At 64.9% G+C, this 19,003-nt stretch carries 15 protein-coding genes; 9 read left to right on the top strand and 6 right to left on the bottom strand.

Annotated features, from left to right (window positions below):
- Nucleotides 1-34: 34 nt before the first annotated feature.
- Nucleotides 35-685 carry a flavin reductase family protein gene (locus tag Q0319_RS17430; RefSeq protein ID WP_296464501.1) on the bottom strand — a complete coding sequence of 217 codons (651 nt, stop codon included), beginning with the start codon at nucleotides 683-685 and terminating at the stop codon, nucleotides 35-37.
- A gap of 48 nt (nucleotides 686-733) precedes the next feature.
- The gene (locus tag Q0319_RS17425) at nucleotides 734-1,711 is read right to left on the bottom strand and encodes a tripartite tricarboxylate transporter substrate binding protein (RefSeq protein WP_296464504.1); all 978 of its coding nucleotides are present in this window, start codon (nucleotides 1,709-1,711) and stop codon (nucleotides 734-736) included.
- 212 nt (nucleotides 1,712-1,923) lie between these two features.
- Here Q0319_RS17425 and Q0319_RS17420 point away from each other — a divergent pair, with 212 nt between their 5' ends.
- Complete coding sequence (locus tag Q0319_RS17420) at nucleotides 1,924-2,676, top strand: IclR family transcriptional regulator (RefSeq protein WP_296464507.1); 753 nt, start codon at nucleotides 1,924-1,926, stop codon at nucleotides 2,674-2,676.
- 15 nt (nucleotides 2,677-2,691) lie between these two features.
- On the opposite strand, the gene Q0319_RS17415 is transcribed toward Q0319_RS17420, so the two are convergent.
- Together Q0319_RS17415 and Q0319_RS17410 are read right to left on the bottom strand one after the other, a co-directional pair.
- Nucleotides 2,692-4,458: a PAS domain S-box protein gene (locus Q0319_RS17415; RefSeq protein ID WP_296464512.1), complete on the bottom strand. Its 1,767-nt coding sequence runs from the start codon at nucleotides 4,456-4,458 to the stop codon at nucleotides 2,692-2,694.
- A gap of 198 nt (nucleotides 4,459-4,656) precedes the next feature.
- The gene (locus Q0319_RS17410) at nucleotides 4,657-6,885 is read right to left on the bottom strand and encodes an NADP-dependent isocitrate dehydrogenase (protein WP_296464515.1); all 2,229 of its coding nucleotides are present in this window, start codon (nucleotides 6,883-6,885) and stop codon (nucleotides 4,657-4,659) included.
- A 554-nt stretch (nucleotides 6,886-7,439) separates the two neighbouring features.
- On the opposite strand from Q0319_RS17410, the gene Q0319_RS17405 reads away from it, so the two are divergent.
- From Q0319_RS17405 to Q0319_RS17390, 4 genes are all read left to right on the top strand, one after another.
- Entirely contained in the window at nucleotides 7,440-8,279 is an 840-nt protein-coding gene (locus Q0319_RS17405; protein WP_299454796.1) for a hypothetical protein, read from the top strand.
- A 108-nt stretch (nucleotides 8,280-8,387) separates the two neighbouring features.
- The gene (locus Q0319_RS17400) at nucleotides 8,388-9,593 is read left to right on the top strand and encodes an MFS transporter (RefSeq protein ID WP_299454793.1); all 1,206 of its coding nucleotides are present in this window, start codon (nucleotides 8,388-8,390) and stop codon (nucleotides 9,591-9,593) included.
- Between the two features lie 92 nt (nucleotides 9,594-9,685).
- Nucleotides 9,686-11,680 (top strand): PAS domain S-box protein, encoded by a 1,995-nt coding sequence (locus Q0319_RS17395; RefSeq protein WP_299454790.1) that lies wholly within the window; start codon nucleotides 9,686-9,688, stop codon nucleotides 11,678-11,680.
- Between the two features lie 12 nt (nucleotides 11,681-11,692).
- Complete coding sequence (locus Q0319_RS17390) at nucleotides 11,693-12,334, top strand: glutathione S-transferase family protein (protein WP_296470096.1); 642 nt, start codon at nucleotides 11,693-11,695, stop codon at nucleotides 12,332-12,334.
- A gap of 10 nt (nucleotides 12,335-12,344) precedes the next feature.
- Here Q0319_RS17390 and betT read toward each other — a convergent pair whose 3' ends face one another.
- Nucleotides 12,345-14,306 carry a choline BCCT transporter BetT gene (gene betT, locus Q0319_RS17385; protein WP_299454787.1) on the bottom strand — a complete coding sequence of 654 codons (1,962 nt, stop codon included), beginning with the start codon at nucleotides 14,304-14,306 and terminating at the stop codon, nucleotides 12,345-12,347.
- A 170-nt stretch (nucleotides 14,307-14,476) separates the two neighbouring features.
- On the opposite strand from betT, the gene Q0319_RS17380 reads away from it, so the two are divergent.
- The 4 genes from Q0319_RS17380 to Q0319_RS17365 all read left to right on the top strand — a co-directional run bounded on the left by Q0319_RS17380 (nucleotide 14,477) and on the right by Q0319_RS17365 (nucleotide 17,973).
- Nucleotides 14,477-14,899, top strand: a complete 423-nt coding sequence (locus Q0319_RS17380) for a RidA family protein (protein WP_299454785.1) — start codon at nucleotides 14,477-14,479, stop codon at nucleotides 14,897-14,899.
- Between the two features lie 24 nt (nucleotides 14,900-14,923).
- The gene (locus Q0319_RS17375; RefSeq protein WP_299454783.1) at nucleotides 14,924-16,237 is read left to right on the top strand and encodes a cyclopropane-fatty-acyl-phospholipid synthase family protein; all 1,314 of its coding nucleotides are present in this window, start codon (nucleotides 14,924-14,926) and stop codon (nucleotides 16,235-16,237) included.
- A 77-nt stretch (nucleotides 16,238-16,314) separates the two neighbouring features.
- Nucleotides 16,315-17,547 (top strand): cystathionine gamma-synthase family protein, encoded by a 1,233-nt coding sequence (locus Q0319_RS17370; RefSeq protein WP_299454779.1) that lies wholly within the window; start codon nucleotides 16,315-16,317, stop codon nucleotides 17,545-17,547.
- 84 nt (nucleotides 17,548-17,631) lie between these two features.
- Nucleotides 17,632-17,973, top strand: coding sequence for a 2Fe-2S iron-sulfur cluster binding domain-containing protein (locus tag Q0319_RS17365; protein WP_299454776.1), 342 nt, complete (start codon nucleotides 17,632-17,634; stop codon nucleotides 17,971-17,973).
- Here the strand turns inward: Q0319_RS17365 and Q0319_RS17360 are convergent.
- On the bottom strand, nucleotides 17,970-18,887 hold the full coding sequence (locus Q0319_RS17360) for a LysR family transcriptional regulator (protein WP_296468771.1): 918 nt from the start codon (nucleotides 18,885-18,887) through the stop codon (nucleotides 17,970-17,972). The two genes, Q0319_RS17365 and Q0319_RS17360, sit on opposite strands and share 4 nt — an antisense overlap.
- Between the last annotated feature and the right edge of the window lie 116 nt (nucleotides 18,888-19,003).

Below are 19,003 nucleotides of genomic sequence, written 5' to 3'. Positions count from 1 at the left end.
CCGCACGGGAATGCCCAGTGCGGTACCTGCCCCGTTACGACCGGCCGGGCGGCTCAGGCGGTTCGGCGCCGGGCTGGCGCTGCAGCATGGGCCGGTGAAAGATTTCCCCCAGCGCGGCGTAGAACGGCCCGCCAAGGCGGGCGATGGGCCGCATCGCCGCGCTGTTGACGCGGCGTCCGTCGTAAATGTCCGGCGAAAGATGAAAGGCGACGACTTCGCCGATGTAGAGCGTGTTGTAGCCTTCGCCCAGCTTGACGACCTGGTCCAGGCGGCACTCCATTTGCACGGGAGTAGAGGCGATCCGGGGTGCCCGCACGTGATGGCTGGGCAAGAGCTCGATGCCCAACTCCTCGGGTTCGCTCACTTCGGGCGGATACTCGGCCGCGCTCGCATGCATGACCTCGAGGTCCGCCTCGGTCGAGACATTGACCACGAATTCGCGGGTGTCCAGGATGTTGCGGGCCGTATCCTTGAGTTCGCCATCCAGGGTGGAAATATTCACCGCCAACATGGGCGGCCGGGTGGCGACATAGTTGTAGGAGCTGAACGGGGCGGCATTGACGCGGCCCTCGCGGCTTTGCGTCGTGATCCACGCAATGGGGCGCGGCACCACACATCCGACGACCAGGCGATAGGCATCTGCTGGATCGAGGCCTTGGCCGTCGACTCGAATGAATTCTTTCATGTGTCCTGCTTCCAGTGCGGCGCGAGACGGGCGCCGCGCCGGAATTGTTCATTTCGCTAGCATGTCCAACGCGCCGAGCAGCTCCTTCATCGCCGCCAGGTCTTTTTCGGCGAAGCTAGTGACCTCGGCCGGCGTCATGTTGTCGATGAGGCCGTCCTGCTCGGAAAGGAACTTGCGGTGTTGGGGATCGGCGTTGATCGCCGTCAACGCCTCGCTCAGTTTCGTGATGATAGCCTGCGGCGTGCCGCGCGGCGCGGCCAGGGCGTACCAGGTCGAGACCTCGCTCCAGTTCTGCACCCCCGCTTCCGCCATGGTAGGCACATCGGGCAGGAGCGAGGAACGCCTGGAGCCGGTATAGGCCAGGGCCTTCAATCGCCCGTCCTTGACAAAGGGCAGCACGGGTGAAGCGCTCAACATGCCAAGCTGCACCTGGCCGCCGATCAGGTCCTGCAAGGCGGGCGCGGCGCCCTTGTACGGCACGTGGACGATCTGGATATTCGCGCGGCGGCGCAACATTTCGCCGGCCAAATGCGTGGGCCCGCCGGTGCCCGCCGAAGCGAAGTTGAACTGGCCGGGGTTCTTGCGCGCGCGCTCGATCAAATCCTGCAAGGAGTCGATGCCCAGTTTCGCGTTGGCCACCAGCACCACGGGCTGGTTCGCGATCAGCCCGATCAGGTCGAAATCCTTCAGGCCGTCGTAGGTGGTCCGCTCGATCAGGGGGCCGACGATCATGCCCGGCGAAGTCCCCATGAGCAGCGTATAGCCGTCAGGCTTGGCGCGGGCGACGTAACCGGTGCCGACCACCGCACCGCTGCCTGGCTTGTTCTCCACGACCACCGGCTGGCCGAGTCGTTCTTTCAGTTTGGAAGCCAACTCCCGTGCCAGGGTATCGGCAGGTCCGCCGGGGGCATACGGATTGACGAGGGTGATCGGGCGGTTGGGGTAATCCGACTGCGCGTGGACGGCGGGCAAGAGCATCAGCGTGGCCGTCAAGCAGCCCATCAAAGCGGCAATGGGGCGTTTCAAGGTCGTCTCCGTCGATTTATGGTTCTCGGCCGGCCGGCCGATTCGGCCGCAGCGCTGGAGCCACTATAGTGAGACGAACCTAGGCTTCCCAGTTCTTGGAAAAGCAAAGCTGATATGTATGGCAGCGCAATCGGCGAGCGTCGCCCGTCGCGTCGTGCCCGCGGCGCTCCAAGGCCTGGCGCCACCCCATCGGTGCATATAGACTCTAGGCCATGAATACGAACGATGTGCGGAGCGCCAGGCGCTTGTTGACCATCCTGCAGTATTTCGCGCAGACGCGGACCCCCGCCTCGCTGTCGCAGGTTTCGACGGCGCTGGACATCCCCAAGTCCGACTGCATGGCGCTGTTCGACGCCCTCGAAGAAGAGGGCTACGCCCATCAGTCCGGCGGCCGTTACTACCTGACGCGGCGATGGTTCGACGAAGCCAGCGCCATTGCCGAACACGACCAATTGACCGAGCGGGTCCGCCCCGTCCTCGACACCCTACGGGAAAACCTTAGGGAAACGCTGATCTTGGCTCAACGTTCGGGTGACCAAGTGGTTTACCTGCAGGTCGCGGAGCCCGAGCGCATCGTGCGGTTCACCGCCCGGCCGGGCGAGCGCAAGCCCCTGCACGCCGCCGCTTCGGGGCGCGCCCTGCTGCACGCCATGGCGCCGGCGGAGCGCGAAGCCCTGATCGAGCGCCTGCGCCTGGTGCGCTACACCGAACGGACGCCCGCCACGCGCGAACAATTGCGCAAGGCGCTGCAGGACGGCATCGCGCGCGGCTATCACGTCAACTTCGGCGAACACCAGCCCGACACTCTATCGGTGGCCGTCCCGGTCGTACTGTTCGACACTCCCTATGCGCTGGCGGTAGGCGCCCCGCTGGAAAGGGCCAAGCCGCAGGTGGAGGAGATCGGCAAATTGCTGCGCGAGGCTGCGCGCGAATTGGGCGGCGGAGAAAACGCCGCCCAGCCTTGAGTCCCAGGGCGTCGATCAGGCCTGCTCGCGCAGCTGCAGCGAGTCGGCCAGCTCGTTGATCCGGGCCTTGGTTTCTTCGACCAGTTCGTCGATCTCGCCCGCCGACTTGGAAGATCGCACCGCCAGCTTGCGCACTTCGTCGGCGACGACGGCGAACCCCCTGCCGGCCTCGCCCGCGCGCGCGGCTTCGATGGCGGCGTTGAGCGACAACAGATTGGTCTGATCGGCGATCTCGTTGATGACGGCGACGATCTTGCCGATCTGCTCGCTCGAGCCCAGGACCGAGCTCATCGCGCGGCGCGTGGTATGGCGGGCTTCATGCTCGTCCTGCACGTTCTTGACGAAGGCGGTATACGCGATCTTCCCGTCAAGGCGGACTTTGGAGAGCGAAAGCAGCCCCCAGATGCAGGTGCCGTCCTTGCGCTCGATGGCGACCTCCCTGCTCGTGCCCACGATCTTGTCCACGCCTGCGGTGCGGTTGGCATGGATGAAGCGGTCGTGGTCGTTCCGGATCGCCTCCGGCACGAGCATCTTGACGTTGCGGCCGAGGACTTCGCCCCGGGCATAGCCCCACAGCCGCTCGGCCGCAGCGTTGAAAAAGGTCACGTTGTTGTTCTCGTCGATGATCACCACCGCATCGAGCGCCTGTTCCAGCGTCTGGTTCATCATTTCCCTCGCCTCACGCTCGCGGGTGATGTCCTTGACGAAAGCGGTATAGGTGACCGTGTCGCCCACCCGGATGCGCGACAGGGAGAGGTTCCCCCAGACCGTGGAACCGTCCTTGCGCTCGATCAGCACGTCCCGGCTCGTCCCGACGATCTTGTCCACCCCAGTATGACGGTTGGCGTTCACGTAGGCATCGTGCTGCGCCCGGATGGCACTGGGCACCAGCATGTGCACGTTGCGGCCGAGCACCTCCTCGCGGCGGCACCCCCAGAGGCGTTCGGCAGCGGCATTGAAGAAGGTCACGCGATTTTCGCCGTCGATGGTCACCACCGCGTCCAGGGCCTGCTCCAGCGTCTGGTTGATGACTTCCCTGACGTCGCGCTCATGCGTGACGTCGCGAACGAACGCGGTATAGAGGATGCGATCCCCGACCCGTATCTTGGAAAGCGACAACGCGCCCCAGACCGGCGAGCCATCCTTGCGCACGGTATGGACCTCGCGCGTCGTGCCGACGATCTTGTCCTGGCCCGTCCGGCGGTTGGCCTCCACGTACCCGTCGTGTTCGGCGCGGATTTCATCCGGCACGAGCACGTTCACATTGCGCCCGAGCACCTCCTGCCGATCGTATCCCCACAGACGCTCCGCCGCTGCATTGAAGAACGTGATGCAGTTGCGTTCGTCGATGCAGACCACGGCATCCTGCGCCTGTTCGAGCGTCTGATTGAGGATCTCTTGCTCCTCGTGGCGCTGCGTGACGTCGCGCACGAAAGCTGTGTGACATGCCCCGTCCTTCTCTTGCAACGAGGTCCACGCAAGGAGGATCCAGACCTTGCCACCGTCTTTGCGAACGATTTGCAGCTTGCGATGTTTGCCGGAGGCCGCATCCCGGACCGGATCCACGCGCCCCTCCTGCGCAGGCCACAGCATCCCGGCATCACGGCCGAGCACCTCCGCGCGGTCGTATCCCCACAGCCGCTCCGCCGCCGCGTTAAAAAAAACGACCTGGCCGCGCCCATCAAGGGTAATGACTGCGTCCACCGCCTGTTCGAGCACGCGCGTCGAACGATCCGAACGCCATCCCGACCAGCGTCTCCATCCACGCCCCGACTTCAACATGTCGTTTCCTTCGTTTGCAGTATCGGAGCGTTCATTGTCAAGAATCCGGTGGCGGGATACGCCGGAATAAGACGCCAAATTACGTGCCAGTTCGCGTTTCCCGCAGTGCGCCGCAGAAATGAAAACGCCCGCGCGAGGCGGGCGTCTCAAGGCCGGGCGACGACGTAGGACGGGCCTACGCCGCGACACGAAGGGGCTTTAGGCGAGCTTGGCCAGGATGGCGTTGAACGTCGCGCTGGGACGCATGGCCTTGCTGACCAACTCGGGGCTGGGGCGATAGTAGCCGCCGATGTCGCTCGGCTTGCCCTGCACCGCGCTCAGTTCGGCCACGATCTTGGCTTCGTTTTCGGTCAGCTCCTTGGCGATCGGGGCGAACACAGCCTGCAGTTCCTTGTCCTCGGTCTGGGCGGCCAGCGCCTGGGCCCAGTACATGGCCAGGTAGAAGTGGCTGCCGCGGTTGTCCAGGCCGCCGACCTTGCGGGCGGGCGACTTGTCTTCGTCGAGGAACTTGCCGGTCGCTTGGTCGAGCGTGGTGGCCAGCACCTTGGCCTTGGGATTCTTGTACGCGTCGGCCAGGTGCTCCAGCGAAGCGGCCAGGGCCAGGAACTCGCCGAGCGAATCCCAGCGCAGGAAGCCTTCCTCCAGGAACTGCTGGACGTGCTTGGGCGCCGAACCGCCCGCGCCGGTTTCGAACAAACCGCCGCCCGCCATCAGCGGAACGATGGACAGCATCTTGGCGCTGGTACCCAGCTCCATGATGGGGAAGAGGTCGGTGAGGTAGTCGCGCAGCACGTTGCCGGTGACCGAAATGGTGTCCAGCCCCTTGCGGATGCGCTCGACCGACAGCTTGGTGGCCTCGATGGGCGAGAGGATCCGGATGTCCAGGCCGCTGGTGTCGTGGTCCTTCAGGTACTTCTCGACCTTGGCGATCAGCTGCGCATCGTGGGCGCGGTTCTTGTCCAGCCAAAAGACGGCCGGAGCCCCGGTGGCACGGGCCCGCGTCACGGCCAGCTTGACCCAGTCCTGGATCGGGGCGTCCTTGGTCTGGCACATGCGGAAGATGTCGCCGGCTTCGACCGGCTGCTCCAGCAGGACCTTGCCGGCCTCGTCGACCACCCGCACCGTGCCATCTTCGGGCAATTGGAAGGTCTTGTCGTGCGAGCCGTATTCCTCGGCAGCTTGGGCCATCAGCCCGACGTTGGGCACGGAACCCATGGTGACCGGGTCGAACGGGCCGTTCTTCTTGCAGTCTTCGATGACGGTCTGGTAGACGCCGGCATAGCTGCGGTCGGGGATCACGGCCTTGGTATCGTACAGCTGGCCGTCCGGGCCCCACATCTTGCCCGACTCGCGGATCATGGCCGGCATGGAGGCGTCGATGATGACGTCGCTCGGCACGTGCAGGTTGGTGATGCCCTTGTCGGAGTTCACCATGGCCAGGCGCGGGCGCTTGGCGTATTCAGCTTGGATATCGGCTTCGATCTCGGCCTGCTTCTCGGCCGGCAGCTCCTTGATCTTGGCATACAGGTCGCCCAGGCCGTTGTTCGGATCGAATCCGACCTGCTTGAGGACGTCGGCATGCTTGGCCAGCGCGTCTTTGAAGAAGACCGAGACGACCTGGCCGAACAGGATGGGGTCGGAGACCTTCATCATGGTGGCCTTCAGGTGCACCGAGAACAGGACGTCCTGTTTCTTGGCGTCTTCCACCTGCGCTTCCAGGAAGCTGCGCAGCGCTTTCTTGCTCATGACGGCGGCGTCGATGATCTCGCCCGCCTTGACCGCCGTCTTCTCTTTCAGCACCTTGACCGAGCCATCCTTGCCGACCAGCTCGATGCGCACGTTGCCGGCGTTCTCGATCACGGTGGATTTCTCGCTGCCGTAGAAATCGCCGCTTTCCATGTGGGCCACGTGCGACTTCGAATCGGCGCTCCACGGACCCATGCGGTGCGGATGCTTGCGGGCGTAGTTCTTCACCGACAGCGGCGCGCGGCGATCGGAGTTGCCTTCGCGCAGGACCGGGTTCACCGCACTGCCCTTGACCTTGTCATAGCGGGCTTTGACTTCCTTGTCGGTGTCGTTCTTGACCTCGTCCGGATAGTCGGGGAGCTTGTAGCCCTTTTGCTGCAGTTCCTTGATCGCGGCCTTGAGCTGCGGGATCGACGCGCTGATGTTGGGCAGCTTGATGATGTTGGCCTCGGGCTTGGTCGCCAGTTGGCCCAGGTAGGCCAGGTCGTCCGAAATCCGCTGTTCCTCGGTCAGGTACTCGGGGAACACCGCGATGATGCGGCCGGAAAGCGAAATGTCCCGCGTCTCGACTTCGACGCCGGCGGGACGGGTGAAAGCCTGGACGATGGGCAGCAGCGAGTACGTCGCCAATGCTGGCGCTTCGTCAGTGAGGGTGTAGATGATCTTCGACGATGTAGACATTCTTTATTGAATCCCACTCGATTACGGAAGTAGCGGAGATTTTCCGGCGCACCCCGGCCCTCGGGCCGGCGGCCCGGGATGACGGGCATGGCTGCGCTGGAAGATCGCGTCCTCGCGAATGCCGGGTGACGTAGCCGCGCAAGACGGCCCGGCCCTTGGCTTTCACAATGTGGGTTGGGATTTTAGCACCCCCTGTCCCCGCGAAAACCTCCCGCGGCCCCGGCACCGCGCGGTCGCGCGCCGTCCGCGCCGTCCCGGGCCGTGGAGAGCGGCCCGACGTCTTCGGCTCGGCCGGGCACGCGGCTTGCGCACTCGACCGCACCGATGAGGGCGGCCACGCCCTCCTGACTCGAGGAGACCTCTATGCGCGCCATCCTGCTCTGGCTTCTGGGCGTTCCCATTCCCATCATCATCTTGCTCGCCCTCTTCTGGCACTAGCCACTCCGCCCTTCCATCCGAAAAAAGGCCACGCCATGGAAAACGCCACGCCCGTTGGTAATTCTTACGTATCGACCCCAGCCGCAGCGCGGACCCAGGAATCTTTAGGGTCCGCCGTGTCATGGGCCGCCGTCATCGCCGGCGCCGTCATCGCCTCCGCCCTCTCCTTCATGCTGCTATCCGGCGGAGCCGGGCTCGGATTCGTAGCGAGCTCCCCCTGGTCCGGGGAAGGCGCATCCGCGATGGCGCTGGGCACCGGCGCCGTCATCTGGATGATCGTGACCCACATCATCTCGTTCGGAGTCGGCGGCTACGTCGCCGGCCGGCTGCGCACCAAATGGGTGGGCGTCCATACCGACGAGACTTACTTCCGCGACACCGCCCACGGTTTCCTGGTCTGGGCACTGAGCGCGGCGATCAGCGGCCTGTTGATCGGCTCGGCGCTCGTGTCGGCAGCCGCCGGCACCGCGCGCGCCGGGGCTTCGCTCGTCGCCGGCGCGGGGACGGCCGCGGCCGCCGCGGCGGGCCAGGCCGCCTCGGGCGAAGGAAACCGGGCGGGCATGGCGACTGAGTACCTCGCCGACCTGCTCCTGCGCTCGGAACAGCCCAATCCGGCGGGCGAGCCGCAGGCCGCGCGGGCCGAACTCGGACGCATCATCGCGGCCAGCCTGGCCAAGGGCGAGGTGAGCGTCGACGACCGAACATACGCGGCACGCGTCATCGCGGCACAAACGGGCATCGATCCCCCCACGGCGGAAAGGCGGGTCGAAGATGTCGTCAACCGGGCGCGCGAGGCTGCCCAGCAAGCCGAGCAACGTGCCCGCGAAGCGGCCGACGCGGCGCGCAAAGCCGCCGCAGCGTTCGCGTTGTGGGCTTTTGCCTCGATGCTGATCGGCGCGTTCGTCGCGAGTTGGATGGCGACCATAGGGGGCCGGAGCCGGGACGCGATCGCCTAGCCGCCAGACCGCGCGGCCGGGGGGCCGCTGCCGGCCCATGCGTTTTGCGCGACAATAGAAAAATTGTCTACCGCGGCGCCGGCCGGCGCCGCCCGCCTTTCCCCAGCAATGACCACGCCGAGCAGCGAACGCAGCCCCACCCCCTTTAGCCTCCGAAAAATTGCCGTCCCGGCCTTCGGCCCCTCGATCCTCTATGGCATCGGAAACGGCGCCATTCTGCCCGTCATCGCCCTGAGCGCGCGCGAACTCGACGCTTCGGTGGCGCTGTCCGGACTCATCGTCTCCCTCATCGGCATCGGTTCCCTGGTCAGTAACATTCCGGCCGCATTGATCACCTCGCGCTACGGCGAAAAGCGCTCCATGGTGGGCGCCGCCGCCCTCAGCGTCGTGTCGCTAGTGCTCTGCATCTTCGCGGTCCACGTGTGGATGCTGGCCACCGGCGTATTCCTGGTGGGCGTGGCGGCGTCGGTGTTCCTGCTCGCGCGCCAGACCTATCTGATGGACGCCGTGCCGGCATACATGCGGGCACGGGCGCTCTCCACGCTCGGAGGCACCAACCGCATAGGCGTGTTCGTCGGCCCGTTCGCCGGGGCGGCGCTCATCCATTTCCTCGGATTGCAAGGTGGGTACTGGATCGGCCTGGCGGCAATGGCCGGCGCGGGCTTGATCGCCCTCCTGGCGCCCGAAATGGCGCCACCCCAACGCCGCAGCGACCGCCACGCCAAGCCCAGGGTCCAAGATATCGCCCGTGACCACGCCAAGACCTTCCTCACGCTTGGACTGGGCATCCTGCTCGTCAGCGCCTTGCGCTCGTCGCGACAGGTGGTGGTCCCGCTCTGGGCCGACCATCTCGGCCTAGGCGCAACGGCGGCCTCGGTCATTTACGGCCTCGTCGCGGCGGTCGATATGTCCGTGTTCTACCCGGCCGGCACGGTCATGGACCGTTTCGGGCGCATATGGGTCGCACTCCCGTCCGCGCTGCTCATGGGGCTGTCGCTCATGCTCACGCCGCTCAGCACGGGCGTGACGACCTTTCTGCTGTTTTCGCTCATCCTGGGCTTCGGCAACGGCATTAGCTCGGGCATCGTCATGACCCTGGGCGCAGATGCCGCGCCGGCCCAAGGCCGCACCGAATTCCTCGGCATCTGGCGGCTCATCGCCGACATCGGCAACAGCGTCGGTCCGGTCATCTTGGCGGGGATTACGGCCATCGCCTCACTTGCGGTCGGCGTATCGGCAATCGGCACGCTCGGGCTGGGCGCGGCTGCCGTCTTCTGGAAATGGGTACCCAGAAAGCCTACGGCCTCCCATTGATTCCCAGCCCGGACGGCCTCGATTCACCTTGTTACAAGCGCCCAACGGCGGCGGTATAGACTCGACGTCTAAGTACTACCAAGGTGAACCCCTTGACCTCCTCTACCACGGACCCTCCCCGGCTCCGGCCCGAGGCCGACTCAGCCGGAGTCCGCCCCCCGGAGGAGCTCGCGCCGCAGGCTGCCGACGCCAACTTCCGGATGCTGGTCGACGGCATCGACAACTACGCCATTTTCATGCTCGACCCGAACGGTCACGTGGTGACCTGGAATACCGGGGCAGCGAAGATCAAGGGCTATGCCGCGCATGAGATCGTCGGCTCCCACTTTTCGGTCTTTTATACGGACGAGGCCGTCGCGCGCGGCTGGCCCGCCTACGAGCTCGAAGAAGCCGCCGCGCATGGCCGTTTCGAGGACGACGGCTGGCGCGTGCGCCAGGACGGCAGCGTCTTCTGGGCCAATGTGGTCATCACTGCCCTGCGCGACGCCTCCGGCCAGCTCAAGGGTTATGCAAAGATCACGCGGGACTTGTCCGAGCGCAGGCGACAATCCGAAGCGCTCAGGCAAAGCGAAGAACGTTTCCGCCTCCTGCTCGAGGGTGTCGAGGGTTACGCCATCTGCATGCTCGACGCCAATGGCGTCATCACGGGCTGGAACACCGGTGCTTCCCAGATCACCGGCTACCGCCGCGACGAGGCGGTCGGCTCCCACGTCTCGCTGCTCTACCCGGCCAGCGACCTAGCGCGCAGTAACGCAGACCATATCTTGCAGCGCGCGCGGCAGGGCGGACGGTCCGAAGAGGAAGGCTGGAGCCAACGGCGGGATGGCACCCTATTCTGGGCCCACGTGACCGTCACGGCAGTCTATGCCGACGACGGCAAACTCCGGGGTTATGTCTCGATCACGCGCGACATGAGCGAGCGCAAGCGGCTGGAAGAGCTGGAGCTCGCCAACCGGCGCATGAGCGAGTTCCTGGCAACGCTGGGACATGAATTGCGCAATCCCCTCGCCCCCGTGCGCAATGCGATCGGGATTCTGCAGATGGACGAAGACATCAGTCCGACCGTGGCCCGGTGTCGCGACATGATCGATCGCCAGATTTCCCATTTGTCGCGCCTGGTCGACGACTTGCTGGACATTGGCCGCATCACGTCCGGCAAGATTGATCTGCGGCTGGCCGAGATCGACCTGCGCACCGTCATCGAACGCAGTATCGAATCGTCGCGCTTTCACTTCGATGCGCGCCGGCAGCGCATCGCCTGCGAACTGCCCGCCGAGCCACTGGTCGTCAAGGGCGACATGACCCGCCTGGTACAGGTCGTGCACAACCTGCTGCACAACGCATCCAAGTTTTCTCCCCCAGGCTGCACCATAGAAGTCGCCGCAACCAAAGACGCCAAATCAGCCACGATCATGGTGTGCGACCCCGGCCAAGGCATTCCCGAGCACGCGCTCGACGCCATCTTTCAACTGTTTGTCCAGGAAGGCCGGACCACCAACCCCACCGAGAGCGGCCTCGGCATCGGCCTGACGCTGTGCCGCTCACTGGTGCAACTGCACGGCGGCGCCATCTCGGCGGCGAGCGGCGGCCTTCACCAAGGCAGCACGTTCACGGTCCAGCTGCCCCTGGCCGAGCCCGCTCCCCGGCGCCGGCCGGCCTCCGGCTCGACCTTGCGCGCTGCCGACAGCAAGCGCATTCTCGTCCTCGACGACAATCGGGACTCGGCCGACAGCCTAGCCATGCTGCTCGAGCTCAAGGGCCACCAGGCCAAGGCCCTCTACTCTGCAGAAGCCGCGTTGCGGCTCGCACCGAGTTTTCAGCCACACGTGGTATTCATGGATCTTTCCATGCCCGGGATGGACGGCTTCGAAGCGCTGGCAGCGCTCAAGGCCCTGCCGCAGCTGGCAGCTGAAACGACCTTCATTGCGATGACGGGCTATGGGCAAGAGCAAGACCGGCAGCGCACTGCCGAGGCGGGGTTTGACCTGCACTTGGTCAAGCCGGTAGACATTACCCAGTTGGGCTATATCGTCGATTCAACCCCGAACATATCCTTCCCATCCAAGGAGCGCACCACAGGCCATTAACAGGGAGGCATCATGCACGCCGAAATCATCTTCTACACCCATCCCATGTCACGCGGCCGCATCGTCCGATGGCTGCTGGAAGAAATCGGCCAACCGTACCGCACCGAGGTGCTGGAGTACGGGACTTCAATGAAAAGCCCGGAGTACCTGGCGATCAACCCCATGGGCAAGGTTCCCGCCATCCGCCACGGGGACACCGTCGTCACCGAGGCGGCGGCGATCTGCGCCTACCTGGCCGACGCCTTCCCGCAGGCAGGGCTTGCGCCGCCCCCCACGAGCCCGCTGCGCGGCCCGTACTACCGTTGGATGTTCTTCTGCGCCGGGCCGGTGGAGGCAGCGGTGACGAACCGGGCGCTAGGCGTGACCGTTCCAGACGACAAGCAACGCATGGTGGGCTACGGCACGCTGGCCACCGCCCTGGACGCGCTGGAAACGGCAGTAGCCGGCGATGCCTATGTGGCGGGAGACCGTTTTACCGCAGCCGACATCTACGTCGGCTCCCACCTGGCATGGGGCATGATGTTCGGCACGATCGAGAAAAGACCGGCCTTCGAGCGCTACGTCGAGCGCGTCACTCGCCGTCCGGCCGCGGCCCGCGCGGCGCAGATCGACGACGAATTGGCGGCGGCACTCCAAAAGCACGAAGGCGGCTGACGGCTGCCCGCTATCCCGCCACGTGCAGGAAGTGGCGATGCCGCTCGTATTGGTCGAGGATGTCCCCGATCACGGCGTCGCGCTTCCATCCCATGATGTCATAGTCCTGCCCGCCTTCGCGCAGGTGGACTTCGGCCCGGAAATATTTGCGCTGCTCCTCGTTCTCGGCCTCCGCCGCGGTCAGGCTGGGCCGTACGAAAGCCCGGGGTCGCACGGAATAGAAAAAATCCAGCGCGCCCAAGTGGACGACTTCCAAGGTGACCTCACCCTCTTCGCCCTCGGTGACGCGCGCCTCATAACCCAGCTTCTGCAGTTCTTCCACGACCGCTTCCATGGAGGGGCGCACGACGTCGGCGATGTACCGCATCACATGGGCGCGCCTGGGCATCATCACCATGTTCCGTAGCCTCGACTCCCAGGATTCGTCGCCGCCCGCGCCCCGAGACAGCGCCAGCGATTGATAATGGATGCGGCGTTTGGTGGCGTCGAGCTTGAGGGCCTTGAACAATCCCCACAAGGCAATGAGCAGCACGATGGAGAAGGGCAGCGCGCTGGCAATCGTGGCCGTCTGCAGCGCCTGGAGCCCGTCGGCGAGCAAAAGCGCCACTGCCACGACACCCATGAGCACGGACCAGAAAATACGCTGCCATACCGGCGTCCGCTCCGCGCCTCCCGAAGCGAGCAGGTCCACGACCAGCGCGCCCGAGTCGGCGGAGGTGACGAAAAACACCACGACCATGGCGATGGCCACCATGGAGAGCGCATGACCCCACGGGTAATGCTCGAGGAAAGCGAACAGCGCCAGCGAGCTGTCAGCCTTGACCGTATCCGCGAGGGTACCGAGGTGCTCGAACAACACGAGATGAATGGCGGAGCCGCCGAAAACCGTCATCCACAAGAAAGTGAACCCCGTCGGCACGAGCAAGACCCCGAGGACGAACTCACGGATGGTCCGCCCGCGCGAAATGCGGGCGATGAACAAGCCCACGAAAGGAGACCACGCGATCCACCACCCCCAATAGAATAAGGTCCAGCCGCCTATCCAGTCGGTGGGCTGATAGGCATAGAGATTGAAGGTCTTGGCGACGATGTCCGACAAATAAGCACCGATGTTCTGCAAGAAGCTCTGCAGCAGGAAAATGGTCGGGCCGACGGCCAGGACGAAGACCAGCAGGATCACTGCCAAGTAAAGATTGGTCTCGGACAGGATGCGTATGCCGCGATCCAATCCGCTCGCCACCGACAGCGTCGCTAGGCCGCACGCGACGGCGATCAGGATGATCTGGGTAAACGTACTGACCGGCGTACCGAACAGGTGATTGAGTCCGCTGTTGATCTGCACCACGCCCAGGCCGAGTGAAGTCGCCACGCCGAACACCGTGCTGATGATGGCAAAGACGTCTACCGCGTGGCCCAACGGGCCGTGGATGCGCTCGCCGATGAACGGATACAACGCCGAACGCAAGGTAAGCGGCAGGCCGTGGCGATAGCTGAAGTAAGCGAGCATCATCGCTACCACGGCATAAATCGCCCAGGCATGCAGCCCCCAGTGGAAAAAGGTAATCTTCATCGCCTCGCGGGCGGCCGCGACCGTGCCCGCCTCGCCCATGGGGGGCGCGATCAGGTGCATGACGGGTTCGGCCACGCCGAAGAACATCAGCCCGATGCCCATGCCGGCAGAAAACAACATCGCGAACCAGGTGAAATTGCGGTAATCGGGTTCGCTGTGGTCCGGCCCCAGCTTGATGTTCCCGTAGCGGCTGACTGCGGCGAACACGACGGACAGCAGGATGATGGCCACCGTCAGGATATAGAACCAGCTGACGTTGGCCAGTATCCAGCCCTGCACCGCGTCGAAAACCTGGCCGACCGCTTGCGGCGCCGCTGCCGCGCATGTCACGAGCGCCAGGATGAACACGGCAGACGTAAAGAACACTGGGCGATCGATCGTTGTTTTCATTGTCACTCCCATTGAAGATGCATGCGCGCCGGAAGCGCGCGGGCGGGCATCGCCAGCCTGCATTTTTTCATCCGCTGCAGCCTCGAGGCAAATATTCCGTTCGAGTCCGGGCGCCGGCGGCACCCATTGCGGGCCATCTCGCCGTATCATCGGACTCGCCCGGACCCCATGGAGCGGACCTCATGCACCCCTACGTGTCCTTCATCAACCCCCAAGGCCTGGCGCGCCCCGACGGTTACACCCACGTCGCCGTCGCCCCGGCCGACCGGTTGATCCTCGTCTCGGGCCAGGTGGCCCGCGCGCCTGACGGCCGCATCGTCGGCAAAGGCGACCTGGCTGCCCAGACGCGCCAGGTGTTCGAGAATCTCTCGATCGCGCTCGAAGCGGCTGGATCTTCCCTCGCGCACGCCGTCAAGCTCACCTATTTCGTCCGCGATCTGACCGAGGATGCCTCTGCCACCATCCGGCAGGTGCGGTCACGGTATCTCAACGCAGACTTCCCGCCGGCCAGCACGCTGGTGGGCGTGGCCGCCCTCGCCCAACCCGAGCTGTTGGTGGAGATCGAATGCCTGGCGCTGGTTCCTCCCCAGCCTTCGTATGAGTAAAGTCAGATCATCGCGTCAACCACGATGCTTCAAGCGTACTCGGAACGCCTACTTGCAACGACCCTGAAAGATTTGGTGCGGCGCGGCACGCTGGACGTGGCCCTGCCGGGCGGCCGCCGGCTGAACTTCGGAGACGGAACCGCCCCGCGTGCGTCCATCCGCTTTACCGATGCACGGGCCGTGCTGGCGCTGTTGCTGGACCCAGACCTTCGCCTGGGCGAGCTGTTCATGGACGAACGGTTGGTGGTCGAAGAAGGCACGATCTACGACGTGCTCGAGCTCCTGCTGCGCGACGCAGACGCCGCGCCGCCCAATGCCGCCGTCCGGTTCCTGGACGCAGTGCGCATGTCGATGCGGCGCTTCCTGCAGAACAATCGCCCCGGCCGCGCCCGCGCCAATGTCGCCCACCACTACGACCTGGACGACAGGCTGTACGCGCTGTTCCTGGACCGTCAACGCCAGTATTCCTGCGCCTACTTCGAGCACCCGGAACAAGACCTGGACATGGCGCAGCTGGCCAAGCAGCGCCACATCGCGGCCAAACTGCTGGTCGAACCCGGTCAGCGCGTGCTCGACATCGGTTGCGGCTGGGGCGGCCTGACCCGCTACCTGGTCGAGGTGGCCGGCGCCGGCCACGCCACCGGGATCACCCTTTCCGAAGAACAACTGAAAGGTGCCCAGGCACTGGCGGCTCGCACCGCCCACCCCGACGCCTACGCATATCGCCTCGAAGACTACCGCGCGACCACGGGTAAGTTCGACCGTATCGTGTCGGTCGGCATGTTCGAGCACGTCGGCGTGGGTTTCCACGACACCTTCTTCCGCAAGTGCCGCGAACTGCTGGCCGACGACGGCGTCATGCTGCTGCACTTCATCGGCAATTCGGACGTGCCGGATTTCAACAATCCGTGGATAGAGAAGTACATCTTCCCCGGCGGCCATATTCCGTCCATGTCGGAGTTCACCCCGGCCATCGAACGCTCCGGGCTGGTCATCACGGACATCGAGGTGCTGCGCCTGCACTACGCGCGCACGCTGCGGCTATGGCGGGAACGCTTCCTCGCCAGGCGCAGCGAGGCCGTGGCGCTGTACGACGAGCGTTTTGCGCGCATGTGGGAGTATTACCTCTCGATGGCCGAGACCGCGTTCCGCTATCAAGACATTGCCGTCTTCCAGGTACAACTCGCCCGACGCCAGGAGAGCGTACCCCTGACGCGGGATTACATCGCCGAACGCAAGGCCCGGCTGCGGCGCGCCGAAGCGGGCGCGCAGCTTCCTAGCCTCGACGAGGCGGGCATCCCGGCATCGCCGCCAACCTGTCTCCCAAACGGCGCATGAGCGAGGCAACCAGGCCACTGCCGCACGGGCGAGGATTAAAATGGGATCCACACTTTCTCGATAGCTCCTCCCCTACCATGTCCGAAGGCTTCACTACCCGTATCCTGCACAGCGATCGTCGCGGCTCCGTCGAACACGGCGCACTGCACAAGCCCATGCACACTGCTTCCGCCTTCGGCTACGAAGACGCGCAGACATTGGTGGACGTATTCCAGGGGCGCAACCCCGGATATTCGTACGGCCGGCAGGGCAACCCCACCACCGCCGCGCTCGAAGCCAAGATCACGGACATGGAAGACGGCATCGGCACCGTCACCTTCTCTACCGGGATGGCCGCCATCACCGCGGTGCTGACTACCCTCCTGCGCGAAGGCGATCACGTCGTTTCCAGCGGCTTTCTGTTCGGCAACACCAACAGCCTATTCGCCACCATGAAAGGGCTGGGCGTCGACGTGGACTTCGTCGATGCGACGGAGGTCGCCAATGTCGAACGCGCGCTGCGGCCCAACACGCGGCTCGTCTTCGTGGAAACCATCGCCAACCCGCGCACCCAGGTCGCGGCCCTGGCCGAGATCGGCGCGCTATGCCAGGCCAAGGGCATCCTCTACGTGGTGGACAACACCATGACGTCGCCCTACCTGTTCCGCCCCAAGTCGGTCCAGGCGCACTTGAGCATCAACTCGCTGACCAAATACATCTGTGGCCACGGCAACGCGCTCGGTGGCGCAGTGACCGATACGGGGCTGTTCGACTGGACGGCCTATCCCAACATCAACCCCGCGTACCGCAGCGTCAAGCCTGCCATGCAGGGCTTGCAACAGATCAAAAAGAAGGGATTGCGCGACATGGGCGCGACGCTCGGTTCCGAGGCGGCCCACCGCATCGCCGCGGGCGCCGAGACGCTCAGCCTGCGCATGGAGCGCGCCTGCTCGACGGCGGCCGCCCTGGCCGCGCAATTGGCGGCGCACCCGAAAGTCAAGCGCGTCTACCACCCCAGCCTCCCGGATCATCCCCAGCACGAGCGTGCGCGGGCGCTGTTCAAGCGGGCAGGAGCGCTGCTCAGCTTCGAACTGCAAGACGGCCTGGACCCGGTGCACTTCCAGAACCAACTGCGCGTCGTCATTTCCGCTACGCACCTGGGTGACAACCGCACGCTGGCCATTCCGGTCGCGCATACGATTTATTGGGAGATGGGTCCGGAGCGGCGCCGTGAAATGGACATCGCCGATTCGCTCATCCGCGTATCGGTGGGCATCGAAGATCCGGAAGACCTGCTGGGCGACTTCGCCCAGGCCTGCGACGCCGTTTAACGCCGCTCGGCGCCGCCCGCCGGGGCGGCGTCATCGCAACGCCCTCGCATCGACCTCCCCCAGGCGCCCTTCCCCGTCCAGACCGTGTCCGTCACACCCCGTCCCGCTTCGCCCGACTTCGAACCGCCGTGCTACCTGGTCACGCTGGTTCCGCAGCATTGGACGTTCACCGCCAGGCATGACGAATCCTTGTTCCAGGCCGCGCGCCGCGCCGGGATTCGGCTACCCACGCTATGCCGCAATGGCACCTGCCGCACGTGCTTCTCCCGAATGGAAAGCGGCAGCGTGCGCTATCTCGTCGAATGGCCCGGGCTGAGCGCCGACGAAAAACGAGAAGGATTCATCCTGCCCTGCGTGGCAGTGGCGACGTCGCCCGTGGTCATGCTGAACCCTTACGCCGAGAAGATCGAGCAAGCGCCACGCTAAGCGCGCCTGGCGCGCAACGCGCCGCTCTCCAGGAATAGATCGGCCAGCGTTTGCCGCAGCCAAACATGCCCGGGATCACGGTGGTACCGGGCGTGCCAGTACTGGTTGACCCCATAACGTTCGATCGGTAGCGGCGGCGGATACATGCGCAGCCCTTCCTGGCGCGCGACGATCTCTCCCAGCAGCCGCGGCACGGTGGCGATCAGGTCAGTCTGGGAGATCACCGCTGCCAAGCCGAGATAACTCGGCAAATGCAGCACCACCCGGCGGGACAGCCCGGCGCGCCGTATCGCCTGCTCGACGATCAATTGACTGGTGGTGGATGGGGAAACGTCGACGTGGTCCTCGCGCGCGAAGTCGGCACGCGCAAGGCGCTTGCCGACACGCGGGTGCCGCGGACTGGCGACGCAGACGAAATCCTGTTCGAACAGTCGTTGGCGATAGAAACCGGCATCCAACTGCGGCATGAATCCGATCGAAAGATCCGCCTCGCCCCTCGTCATTCGCGCCGGCGTCTCGGCATTGATGCGCTGGACCTCGATGCGCACGGCCGGGGCCACCTTGCGCAGGTGAGTGACGATGCGCGGCAGCAGCACGATGTGGCTGATGTCGGTCATGCTAAGCCGGAAAACGCGCTCCGAGGCCTCGGGCCGGAAGACAGGCGGCTCCAGCAAGGCCTGCATGGCGGCCAGCGCGGCGCTGATGCGGTCCTCCAGTTCGAGGGCGCGCGGCGTGGGTTCCATGCCCCCAGGCGTGCGCACGAAAAGCGGATCATCGAACAGCTCCCGCAGCCTGGCCAGGAAAAAACTCATGGTGGACTGGCTCATGCCCATGCGTTCGGCCGCCCGCGAAACGCTTCCCGTGCGCCGGATTTCATCGAACACCCGGAGCAGCTTGATATCGATATTCTCCAACTATGACCACCATTCAAATCGATTTTTTCGATGGAGACTATCGATAGGCTTCCATGGAGTCAAGCGAGCACGCTCACTAAGATGGCCGCCATTCATGAGGCACGAGGGAGACAGAG

Source organism: uncultured Pigmentiphaga sp., from assembly GCF_937950555.1.
Lineage (GTDB): Bacteria > Pseudomonadota > Gammaproteobacteria > Burkholderiales > Burkholderiaceae_B > Pigmentiphaga.
The sequence above is the reverse complement of the archived record's forward strand: the minus strand, read 5'-3'. Positions and strand labels throughout refer to the sequence as shown.